This is a genomic window from Pseudorhodoferax sp. LjRoot39 (genome assembly GCF_964253035.1).
Classification (GTDB): domain Bacteria; phylum Pseudomonadota; class Gammaproteobacteria; order Burkholderiales; family Burkholderiaceae_C; genus Pseudorhodoferax.
Map to the genome: position 1 here is coordinate 6,841,783 of NZ_CAXUQL020000001.1, position 10,530 is coordinate 6,852,312.

Genomic DNA, 10,530 nt, shown 5'->3' on the forward strand with positions numbered 1-10,530 from the left:
CGCCTCAGAGCGAGGCCGGCACCGTCTCCGCCATCGCGCGCATCGGCAGATGGACATGGAACGCCGCACCGCGTGCCAGGTTCTCCGCGTGGATGCGTCCACCATGCGCCTCGACGATCTTGCGGCAGATGGCCAGGCCCAGGCCGGTCCCGCCCGATCCGTCCTTGGTCTTGCTGGACTGCACGAAGGCCTCGAAGATCTTGCCGAGCTCGGCTTGGGGAATGCCGGGCCCCTGGTCTCGGACGCAGAAGTGCAGCTCATGGCTGGGGCTGATCTCGCCGACGATCTCGACGGTGCCGCCCTCCGGCGAGAACTTGATCGCGTTGGCGATCACGTTGCGCATGAGTTGCTGGAAGCGCAGCGGATCGGCCTTGGCCAGCAGCGGCACGTCCGCCAGTTGCAGGCGCAGGTCCAGCCGGCGTGAGTTCACCAGCGGCTCCAGTTCCCGCACGATGGTGCGCAACGGCCCGCGCAGGTCGATGCGTTCCAGGTGGAAGGTGCCGACCGTGCTCTCGATCTTGGCCACGTCCAGCAGGTCGTTGACCAGTGCCAGCATGCGCTGGCCGGCGGCGTGGATGTCCTCGAACATGCCGGCCAGCTTGGGTTGGCCCTGGCCGCGCAGACAGCCCAGTTCCGAGAAGCCGATGATCGACTGCAGCGGCGTGCGCAGTTCGTGGCTCATGTTCGCGACGAACTCGGACTTGGCGCGCGAGGTCTCTTCCAGCGCGTCCTTGGCTTCGCGGGTGACGCGCTCGGCTTCGCGGAAATCGGTCACGTCCATCAGCACGTTCAGGATGCCGGCCGTGCCGCCCTGTGCATCGGGCACCAGCGCCTTGATGACGCGGGTGCTGCGCAGGCTGCCGTCCGCGTTGCGAACACGTGCTTCGAAGTGGACCGTGCCGCCCCCGCCCAGCACCTCGCGGTCGCCCTGGCGGTGCATGAGCCCCTCTTCGCTGCGCAGCACCTCGTCGAACCTGCGGCCGATCACGGCGCTGCGCGCCAGCCCCTTGTAGTCCTGCCAGGCCTGGTTGACCAGCACCAGCCGCCCGCCGCTGTCGGTCATCGAGATCGGCAAGGGGTTGACCTCCAGCAGCTTCTCGCTCAAGGCGAGCTGCGCCTGCAACTGGCGCTGCACCTCCCAGCGCTCGGTGATGTCCACGGCGCTGCCGGCATACCCGGTCAGCTGGCCGTCCACCAGCACCGGGACGACGGCCACATCCAGCAGCAGCTCGCGGCCCGCTGGCGTCATCACCCGGGCCTGGGTGGAGCGCGTTCCCAGGCCGGCCCCGGGCCGGAACAGCGCCTGCACCGCGGCGCTGCTCTCCTGGCGCACCAGGGTGTGCAGCGGCCTGCCGATCGCGTTGTCGACGTTCGTCCCGCGCAGCGCCGACCAGCGCGCGTTCACGAAGGTGATAGCGCCGTCGACGTCGGTGCGAAAGAGCAGCTCCTGCACGCTCTTCATCACCACCGCCATCTCCTGCTGGCTCTGGGCCACGCGGGCCTGCGCTTCGTCGCGCAGGCGGCGCGCGGCCTCCCGGGCGCGCAGGCTGCGCCACACCAGGGCGGACAGGGCCAGGATGACGGCGATGGCGCCCACACCCACCGCCACGAAGCCGCGTGCGCCGCGCTCCCAGCGCTGCACGGCCGCAGCCACTGGCTGGTTCACGATGGTCACGAGCGGGCGTGTGCGCGAGGTGCGGTAGGCCACCATGTCCTGCTCGCCCGACAGCCCGGTCCCCCGGTAGCTGCCGAATTCGTGGCGCGGCAGCAGTTCGCGAAACACCTTCAGGTCGGCCACATTGCGGTCCCGCTGCAGGCCGGCCTCGTCGGAGGCGGCCAGCACCTCCCCCGCATAGCTCGCGACCAGCGCGGTCTTGCTGGCGTCGCCCAGGCTCAGCTGCTGGTAGGTGGCAATGGCATCGGGGTTGATCAGGCCCACCAGCAGCAACGGCCGGCCCGTCTCCGACCTGAACTGGCGCATCAAGGGGATGAAGCCCAGCCCGCGCGGACTGGCGACGGCCGCGCCGCGCCGCAGGCCGCCGAGCCCGCGCGCGGCGACGAACGGGCCGACCACGTCGTGCTCGGCCGTGGGCAGCTTGCCGAGCCGGTCGATGTCCACCGCGATGCCGGCTTCCCCCGCGACCGAGCTGGCGAGCACCTGCCCCTGCAGGTCCAGCACCGCGGCCGAACGCACGAAGGGCAGGCCCACGAGCACCTGCGCCAGGCCGAGCTGGGCCGCCTCGCGGTCCTGCGGCAGGCGCTGCAGCGCAGCGGCCCGGGCCAGGCCGCTCAAGGCCACCGAGGCCGTCTCCACCGTGCGCGTGGCCTGTTCGTCCAGCACGCGCGCCAGCAGTTCGAGCTGGCGCTGTTCGGCGTCGATGGCCTGGGCGCGGTCGCTCCAGGCCACCCAGGCCGTGGCCAGCGCCACCGCGCAGGCGAGCAAGGCGCCGGCCGCCAGCGCGAGCCAGCTGGACAGCCCGGCATGGGTGCTGAACCGGGGCATGCCGCGGCGGCGGTCGGGCTGGCTCATGGTGCAAGGATGTCGACCAGCCCGTGCCTGCGCGCGGCCTGGGCCAGCGTGCCGTCGCGCTTGATGCGGGCCACGAAGCCATCGACGGCGTTGAACCAGGCGTCGTCGCCCGGCTTGGTGGCATAGGCGTAGGGCAGCACGTGGAAGGGCTTGGGCGGCGCGATCAGGCGTGCCCAGTCGGCGTTGTCCAGCAGGCGCCGGCTGTAGGGATAGTCGGTCATGAACACGTCGATACGGCCCGCCTCCAGCTCCAGCTCACGCGTGGCGGGCGGCTTGATCCTGACCAGTTGCGCCTGCTTGAGCTGCGCCGCCATCACCGGCTCCATGAACGTGCCGGCCTGCACCGCGACCTGCACGCCCGGCTGGTCGATGTCGCTCCAGTCCTTCACCACCGCGCTGCTCTTGGTGGTGATGGCGTAGATGTCGCTGCTGAGGTAGGGCCGCGTGAAGCGCAGGTGTTCCATGCGCTGCGGCAGCATGGCGATGGCGAACATCGCCACATCGCAGCGGTCGGCCGTCAGGTCGGCGATCAGCGTGCTGAACGACGAATCCACATAGCGGATCTTCACGCCCAGGTCCTTGGCCAGCGCGCCCGACAGGTCGATGTCGATGCCGCCCAGCTGCTCGGTGCGCGGGCTGCGGAACGTGATGCCGTAGTAGTCGGGCCAGATGCACACGCGCACCACGCCGCTGGCCTGCACGCGGTCGAAGGTGGCGCCGGCCATGGCGGGCGAGCTCGCCTGGGCCATGCACAGCGCGAGAAGGGAGGGAAGGATGCGGCGGAACATGCGGACTCCTGCGGTGCTAGTGCGCGCCGATCAAGGCGTGGAAATCGAGGTTCTGCGCATTGATGAACTGGCGCAAGGTCTCCAGCCCGTCGAAGCCCTCCACGAAGGCGTCGACCACGCGCGGATCGAAGGCCTTGCCGCGCTCCTGCACCAGCATGGACAGTGCCTGCCCGGGGCTGTAGGCCTTGCGGTAGACGCGGTCCATGGTCAGCGCGTCGTAGAAATCGACCACCGAGGTGATGCGCGCCGACAGCGGAATCGCCTCGGCCGCCAGGCCAGCCGGATAGCCCTTGCCGTCGTAGCGCTCGTGGTGGTGCAGCGCCACCTCGGCCGCCAGTTCGAAGAGCGGCACGCGCGAGCGCCCGAGGATGCTGTGGCCGATCGCGGGGTGCTGGTTCATCACCGCGCGCTCCTGCGGCGTCAGCGGCCCGGGCTTCTTCAGCACGGCGTCGGGCGTGCCGATCTTGCCGATGTCGTGCATCGGCGCGGCCTTGCGCAGCATCAGCGCCTTGTCCCGGGATTCGCCGAGGAGCAAGGCCAGCGCCTCGGCCAGGAAGCCGATGCGCACGATGTGCAGGCCGGTGTCGTCGTCCTTGAAGTCCGCGGCCAGCGACAGGCGCAGCAGCGATTCGTGGTGGGCGTGGGTGAGCTGGACCAGCGCTTCGTTGCGCTCGCGGTACATGCGTCCGAAGTCGGCAACGAAACGCTCCATCTGGGCCGATGCGGCGGCGTCGAAGCTGTTGCGCAAGCCGGCGGTCGGCACGGGCGCTGCCGCAGCCTGGGTGTGCGTGTGCGTGTTCATGCCGCCACCTCGACCCGGCGCAGCGTCTCCAGCACCTGCAAGGTGGAAAACGGCTTGACGAGGTAATCGTCGGCGCCGGCCTGCAGGCCGGCTTCCCGGTCACCGCTCTGGCCCCGCGCGGTCAGCATGACCACCCTGGTGTGCTGCAGCGCAGGGTCGTTCTTGATGCGGCGGCACACGTCCAGACCGTTGAGCAGCCCCGGCATCATCACGTCCAGCAGCACCACGTCGGGTGCCGTCTGCAGTGCACGGGCCAGGCCGCTGTCGCCGTCGCCCGCCTCCTCGATGTCGTAGTCTTCGAATTCGAGCGTCATGCGCAGCAGCTTGCGGATGTCGGCGTGGTCTTCAACGATCAGGATCTTGCGCATGGGAACTCCGGAATCAGCCGGCAGGGCTGGATTGGCGTTTATCATATTTATCATTTGAGCCAGATTCAACTGAAAATGCTAAGAGACACGGAAATCTGGTAAAACTGCACGCCACATGAAGAACTTGGCGGCCGACGGTGCCGAAACCCTGAGCACCCTGGAAACGGCCAAGCGCCTGGGCCTGGCCGTGCGCTCCGTACAGTTGATGGTCGACCGCGGGGAGCTGACGGCCTGGAAGACGCCGGGCGGGCACCGCCGCATCGCGCGGGCATCGGTCGCGCAATGGATGGCGCAACGCGACGGCACAACGGGCCAGGCCGCCAGGCCGCCGGACAGCGTGGCCGCTGCGCCCCGGGCCGCAGCGCCGACGCCGACCGCTGCGGGCAGGCGCCGCGTGCTGCTGATCGAAGACTCGGTGCACTTCCAGCGCCTGGTGTCGCTGCTGGTCGCCGACGCCTTCGCCGACGTGGAGCTGCATGTCGCCAGCGATGGCATCACTGGGCTCACGATGTACGGACAGCTGCAGCCCGACGTGCTGATCATCGATGTGCTGCTGCCGGGCATCGACGGGCCGACGCTGATCGCCACGCTGCGTTCGCAGCCGCTGTTCGCCCAGAGCCGCCTGATCGTCATCACCTCGCTGGACGAGGCCGAGCGCGCCCCGTATGCCTATGCGCTGGCCGGTGTGCCGCTGGTCCACAAGCCCAGGCTGGCGCTGGAACTGCCGGCGCTGCTGGCCAGCGCCCTGGCCGGCATGGGCCGCCCACGGGAATGAGCGCCGCGCCGGGCCGTCCCCAGCAAGTGCGCTCCCGCCTGACGCGGCGTGCTGCAGGCCGAAGGGTGCACCAGTGAGCCCCACCCGACCGCCCGAAGCCACGCGCACCGCAGGCGAAGCCGAAGGCCCGCCGCTGCACCTGCCCCGCGTCCTGCTGGTCGAGGACGACCCTGCGATGCGCCGCTTCGTCGATGCCGTGCTGGAGGACCAGGGGGTCGAACTGCGCAGCACGGGCTGCATCGTGGATGCGATCGCCGAACTTGCGGCCGCGCCCTGCGCGCTGGTGCTGACCGACCTGATGCTGGCGGGCGAGTCGGGCCGCAGCCTGGTGCAGCGCCTGCGGGACGAGCCGGCCCTGGGCAGCGGGCCGCGGGTGGCCGTGATGAGTGCGGGCTTGAACGCGGAGATCAGTGCAGATCTGCTGGCGCTGGGCGCCTGGCGCCTGCTGCACAAACCGGTGTCGGTCGAACAGCTGCGCCAATGCGTGCGCGACGCTCTCGACGCGGGGCCGGCTTGCCGCGCCGCCACCGCACAGGCCGCGCCGCCCAGCGCCATCGACACCTACTTCGGCGGCAACGCGCGCATCTACCGCCTGTACCGCGAAGCCTGCGAACAGCAGTTTCCGTACGACGTGGTGGAAGGGGACCGGGCGCTCGCCGCGCGGGATGCGGCGGCCATGCGCCGCCTTGGCCACACCCTGAAGTCCGTATTGCAGGCCTTGGGCCAGGACCTGGCGCTCGATGCGGCGCGCGCGATCGACCTCGCGAGTGCGCAGAACGACTGGGCCGTGGTGGCGCAGCAATGGCCCGTGTTGCGCACCGCGTTGCAGGGCCTGATCGCAAGGTCCAACGGTTAAGGCAACGCTGAACAAGTCCACCACTGGCGGCTCGATTGCGTTGTGATCCGATGAAGCAACAGATGGCGCGGGCGGGTCTGCAGACTGAGGCAGGGCGCCAGCCGATCGTCAGAACGCCGACCAACCGTCCGTGCCGGTCTTTGCCGCAGCGTCGGCTGCATGGTTCGGCTTGGAGCCCAGTGCCTTCGCCAAGGGCTTGGACGTGAACGCCGGACGGATGACATTCCTCGCCCGGTCCGGGCCGCGGCGCTCAATCGCCGGAGCATTCCCGGAGGGGGCCGGCGCACTGGCCGCGCCTGCGTGGTCCTCCCGCGACAGCTTGAAGACCGCCACCGCCTGAACCAACTGCTGCGCCTGGTCCTTCAGGCTGGCCGCGGCGGCAGCGCTTTCTTCCACCAGGGCGGCGTTCTGCTGGGTGACCTGGTCCATCTGGCCGACGGCCTCGCCGACCTGGGCAATCCCCGCGCTCTGCTCGGTGCTGGACAAGCTGATCTCCGCGACGATGGTGCTGACGCGCTGGATCGACCCGACGATCTCGCCCATGGTCTTGCCGGCCTGGTCCACCAGCGCCGTTCCGTGCTCCACCTGCTCGACGCTGCGGCCGATCAGCGCCTTGATCTCCTTGGCTGCCTCGGCGCTGCGTTGCGCCAGGGTACGCACCTCGCCGGCCACCACGGCGAAGCCTCGGCCTTGCTCGCCCGCACGGGCAGCTTCCACCGCGGCGTTGAGGGCCAGGATGTTGGTCTGGAAGGCGATGCCGTCGATCACGCCGATGATGTCGCCGATCTTGCGGCTGCTCTCGCTGATGTCCTGCATGGTGGTGACAACCCGGCCCACCACCTCGCCGCCTTGCGCGGCGACGGCCGATGCGCCCTGCGCCAGCTGGTCGGCCTGCCTGGCGCTTTCGGCATTGGCACGCACCGTGCTGTTCAGTTGCTCCATCGTCGCTGAAGTCTGCTGCAGCGCGCTGGCCTGCTCTTCCGTGCGTTGGCTCAGATCCTGGTTGCCATCGGCGATCTCCACACTGGCCGTGGCCACGCTTTCGGAGTTCGAGCGAACGTTGGCCACCACCTGCGCCAGACTGGACCGCATCCGGTCCAGGGCTTGCAGCACCTGGCCTGCTTCGTCTTGCGCGCTGGTGTCGACCGTGACACTCAGATCACCGGCCGCGACCCGGTTTGCGGCGGCCAGCGCCTGGCCCAGGGGACCGGTGACGGAGCGGATCAACCAGAAACCCGCCGCCGATGCCAGCACCAAGGCAAGCGCCACGGCAATCGCCATCGCGTTGCGCGCCGTCATGTAAGCGCCGTCGCTGGCGATGCTTTCGGCGACCGAGCCGTCGTGGTTGAGCTTGACCAGCCTCTCCAACGTGGCCGAGAAGCGGGTGAACAGGGGTTTGGACTCCTTGTCCAGCATGGCGCGGGCCCGTTCCGTCTCATTCTTGCGCGAGGCTTCGATCAAACGGTCATGCATCTGCAGGTAGAGCTTCCAGTCGCTGGCGAAGCTCTCGTAGATCTTGCGCTCCTCGTCCGAACTGATGAGCTTGACGTAGGCGTCGCGGTTCTGGTCGAACGCAGCCTTGACGACGGCGATCTCCTTTTCGATGGCCGCCATGTCCGCGTTGTCGGTGGCCAGCACATGGCTGATCTCGCCGATGCGGAAATCCGACGTCTTGGTGTTCATCGCGTTGATGAGTTCCACGCTGGGCAGCCAGTTGCTGGTGATCTCCTGCGTGGATGCACGCATCGCGCCCATCTGCCACAGGGCCAGCGCCGCGACGCCCAGCAGCATGGCGCCCAGCAAGCCGAGGATCAGTTTCAAGCGGTGGGCGATCTTGAGGTTGGCAAGCATGTTCAGTTCTTCATCGAGAAATGGGGGGTCTGGTGTTGGTGTCGAAGAAGGCCTGCCAGGACCCTGGGGGGCAGGACACGCCTGCTCTCGCGGGGGCGCCCTCTTCGACGGTCTCTCGCCGTTGGCCTTTTCGGCGCGGCCACAGTGTCAGAAGCTGGTCCAGTCGTCGCTGCCGGTCTTGGGCAGCCGCGCAGGGCCTGCGGTCTGCACAGCGCCATGCGCTGCGCAGCGCTGCATCGAACCGAATGCCGGTCGGATCACGTTGGCGGCAGGACGACGCTCCAAGCGACCTGCGCGCTGCGCAGCCGGTGTGGAGGGCACCGCGGCATGCGCCGCACCATCGCCTTCGAGCGAGAACACCGCGACCGCCTGAACCAGTTGATCGGCCTGGTTGCGCAGGCTCTCTGCGGCTGCCGCGCTTTCCTCGACCAAGGCCGCGTTCTGCTGGGTCACCTGGTCCATCTGCGAGACAGCCTCGCCGACCTGTCCGACAGCAGTGCTCTGTTCGCTACTGGCCGAGCTGATCTCGCCGACGATGTCGCTGACCCGCCGGATCGCCCCGACGACTTCTTCCATGGTCCGCCCGGCGCGGTCCACCAGCTCAGAACCCTGTTCCACCTGCTCGACACTGGTGGAGATCAAGGTCTTGATCTCCTTGGCCGCCTGTGCGCTGCGTTGCGCCAGGTTGCGGACTTCGCCGGCGACCACTGCAAAACCTCGCCCTTGCTCACCGGCCCGGGCCGCCTCGACCGCTGCATTCAGCGCCAGGATGTTGGTCTGGAAGGCGATGCCGTCGATGACCCCGATGATGTCCGAGATCTTCTTGGAGCTTTCGTTGATCCCCTTCATCGTGCTGACGACTTCGTTGACGACCTCTCCGCCCTTGACCGCCACGCTGGAGGCACCCAACGCGAGTTGATTGGCCTGTTGGGCGTTTGCCGCGTTGTGGCGAACGGTGTTGCCCAGTTCGTCCATCGTGGCGGCCGTCTGTTGCAAGGCACTGGCCTGTTCTTCGGTGCGTTGGCTGAGGTCCGCGTTGCCGGTGGCGATCTGGGTGGAGCCAGTGGCAATGGAGTCGGAAGCCGCGCGAACCTGCTGGACGATGGCACCCAGGCTGGCCTGCATCGCGCCGAGAGAGGCCAGGACGCTGCCGGCCGGCGCATGCCGGGCACCCGTGACCGGGCTCAGATCGCCCATGGCCACTTTCTCGGCCGCGACGCTCAGCTCGGCGGGTTCGGCACCCAGGGCGCGCGACAGGCGCCGCACGATGAGTGTGCCGGCCACTGCCGCCGCGATGAAGGCGAGAGCGCAGGCCAGCAGCAGGTAGTTGCGCTCCGTCTCGAACTGCCGCTCGGCATCCTCGATCATCTGTGCAGCGTGTTCCTCGGTGTAGCTCGAATACGCATTGGTCGCCTTCGTCAACGCCGCCAGCAGCGGGCGGCATTCGTCGTTCATCCTGCGTACCGCCTCGTCGGTCTGCTTCTTGAGGGCCAGATCCACGATGCCGAGCGCGACCGGCGCGTACTGCTTCTCGATGCGCGCGATGTCGGCGATCAGCTCGCGTGCCTTCTGGGAGACACCGTCCGCGGAGGCCATCTGCAGCAGCTTGGCCATGCGCTCGGTGACGTCTTGCTGGGCCCGCTCCACATCTGCCTTTTCGGCTTGCAGGTCGGCCTCCCGGGTCACCAGCACCAGGTTCCGCGCGGCGATGGCACGCCGGTCTACCGCGGTCCGCACCCTCTCCGCCATGGTCGCGCGGGCATTGATCCCCTCCACGTAGCGAACGAAGTTCTGGTTGGCATCGTTGAGCGCCATCAACGACAGTCCTGCGACCAGCAGCACCAACAGGGCGAGAGCACCGAAGGCGGAGATCAATTGGGTCCGGACGGTCATGTTCTTGCGTGTCATGGTGAAGTTCCTTCGAGCGTTCAGCGTGCCAGGCCGATGTCGGCGCTGGCGACGAGTTGTTCCATGTCCAGGAGCATCAGCACGCGCTCGTGCTGGTCTTGGCGGACGCTGGCAACGCCGATGATGTAGCGCGCATCGATGGCGCTGCTGAATCGCGGGGTGGGATGGATGTCCTCGGCCTTCAGGTCGAGGACATCCGAGACCGAATCCACCACCACGCCCACGGTGCAGCGGGGAAGATTGAGCACGACCGTGACGGTCATCGCGTCGAACCTCGGCACCGCATCGAACCGCATCCGCAGGTCGACCACCGGCACGATCTCGCCACGCAGGTTCAGAACGCCCGCGATGAACGCCGAGGCACCGGCGATGCGGGTCGGCGCTTCGTAGCAGCGGATCTCCTGAACGCACAGGATGCTGATCCCATACTCTTCGGAACCCAGCCGAAAGCTGAGGTATTCCTGCGGCACGGCGCACGCAACGGCGCTGCGTTCGGGGCTTCGATGGAGAGCTGGATCGACGGTCATGTGAATGGCTCCAGGTTTGGACGGGGAGGAGTTGGCTTGGGTGACCGTGAATGTACTTTTAAAATGATAAATATGATCGGTAAAATGATTTAAATGGATCTGTTCGTTAAAATCTTCTCGGATGG

General features: G+C 68.1%; 9 protein-coding genes. 2 read left to right on the forward strand and 7 right to left on the reverse strand.

The genetic code is table 11. From position 1 onward, the window contains the following. Positions 1-4: 4 nt before the first annotated feature. From ACSQ4M_RS31990 to ACSQ4M_RS32005, 4 genes are all read right to left on the reverse strand, one after another. Complete coding sequence (locus tag ACSQ4M_RS31990; protein WP_436193386.1) at positions 5-2,530, reverse strand: sensor histidine kinase; 2,526 nt, start codon at positions 2,528-2,530, stop codon at positions 5-7. Further along, complete coding sequence (locus tag ACSQ4M_RS31995; protein ID WP_436193387.1) at positions 2,527-3,318, reverse strand: ABC transporter substrate-binding protein; 792 nt, start codon at positions 3,316-3,318, stop codon at positions 2,527-2,529. The genes ACSQ4M_RS31990 and ACSQ4M_RS31995 overlap by 4 nt, the downstream gene beginning before the upstream one ends. Positions 3,319-3,334: 16 nt before the next feature. Further along, positions 3,335-4,030 (reverse strand): HD-GYP domain-containing protein, encoded by a 696-nt coding sequence (locus ACSQ4M_RS32000; protein ID WP_436194100.1) that lies wholly within the window; start codon positions 4,028-4,030, stop codon positions 3,335-3,337. An 86-nt stretch (positions 4,031-4,116) separates the two neighbouring features. Further along, complete coding sequence (locus ACSQ4M_RS32005) at positions 4,117-4,488, reverse strand: response regulator transcription factor (protein WP_436193388.1); 372 nt, start codon at positions 4,486-4,488, stop codon at positions 4,117-4,119. Between the two features lie 115 nt (positions 4,489-4,603). Here ACSQ4M_RS32005 and ACSQ4M_RS32010 point away from each other — a divergent pair, with 115 nt between their 5' ends. Continuing rightward, positions 4,604-5,263: a response regulator gene (locus ACSQ4M_RS32010; RefSeq protein ID WP_436193389.1), complete on the forward strand. Its 660-nt coding sequence runs from the start codon at positions 4,604-4,606 to the stop codon at positions 5,261-5,263. Between the two features lie 73 nt (positions 5,264-5,336). Next, on the forward strand, positions 5,337-6,119 hold the full coding sequence (locus tag ACSQ4M_RS32015; RefSeq protein ID WP_436193390.1) for a response regulator: 783 nt from the start codon (positions 5,337-5,339) through the stop codon (positions 6,117-6,119). 108 nt (positions 6,120-6,227) lie between these two features. On the opposite strand, the gene ACSQ4M_RS32020 is transcribed toward ACSQ4M_RS32015, so the two are convergent. The 3 genes from ACSQ4M_RS32020 to ACSQ4M_RS32030 all read right to left on the reverse strand — a co-directional run bounded on the left by ACSQ4M_RS32020 (position 6,228) and on the right by ACSQ4M_RS32030 (position 10,405). Further along, complete coding sequence (locus tag ACSQ4M_RS32020) at positions 6,228-7,970, reverse strand: methyl-accepting chemotaxis protein (protein ID WP_436193391.1); 1,743 nt, start codon at positions 7,968-7,970, stop codon at positions 6,228-6,230. A gap of 147 nt (positions 7,971-8,117) precedes the next feature. After that, complete coding sequence (locus tag ACSQ4M_RS32025; protein WP_436193392.1) at positions 8,118-9,878, reverse strand: methyl-accepting chemotaxis protein; 1,761 nt, start codon at positions 9,876-9,878, stop codon at positions 8,118-8,120. Positions 9,879-9,898: 20 nt separating this feature from the next. Further along, positions 9,899-10,405, reverse strand: coding sequence for a chemotaxis protein CheW (locus tag ACSQ4M_RS32030; protein ID WP_436193393.1), 507 nt, complete (start codon positions 10,403-10,405; stop codon positions 9,899-9,901). Positions 10,406-10,530: the final 125 nt, after the last annotated feature.

What these genes read in the sequence shown, in the direction of transcription:
- ACSQ4M_RS31990 (WP_436193386.1), bottom strand. Translation starts at nt 2,530, where the DNA reads ATGAGCCAGCCCGACCGCCGCCGCGGCATGCCCCGGTTCAGCACCCAT.
- ACSQ4M_RS31995 (WP_436193387.1), bottom strand. Translation starts at nt 3,318, where the DNA reads ATGTTCCGCCGCATCCTTCCCTCCCTTCTCGCGCTGTGCATGGCCCAG.
- ACSQ4M_RS32000 (WP_436194100.1), bottom strand. Translation starts at nt 4,030, where the DNA reads ATGGAGCGTTTCGTTGCCGACTTCGGACGCATGTACCGCGAGCGCAAC.
- ACSQ4M_RS32005 (WP_436193388.1), bottom strand. Translation starts at nt 4,488, where the DNA reads ATGCGCAAGATCCTGATCGTTGAAGACCACGCCGACATCCGCAAGCTG.
- ACSQ4M_RS32010 (WP_436193389.1), top strand. Translation starts at nt 4,604, where the DNA reads ATGAAGAACTTGGCGGCCGACGGTGCCGAAACCCTGAGCACCCTGGAA.
- ACSQ4M_RS32020 (WP_436193391.1), bottom strand. Translation starts at nt 7,970, where the DNA reads ATGCTTGCCAACCTCAAGATCGCCCACCGCTTGAAACTGATCCTCGGC.
- ACSQ4M_RS32025 (WP_436193392.1), bottom strand. Translation starts at nt 9,878, where the DNA reads ATGACACGCAAGAACATGACCGTCCGGACCCAATTGATCTCCGCCTTC.
- ACSQ4M_RS32030 (WP_436193393.1), bottom strand. Translation starts at nt 10,405, where the DNA reads ATGACCGTCGATCCAGCTCTCCATCGAAGCCCCGAACGCAGCGCCGTT.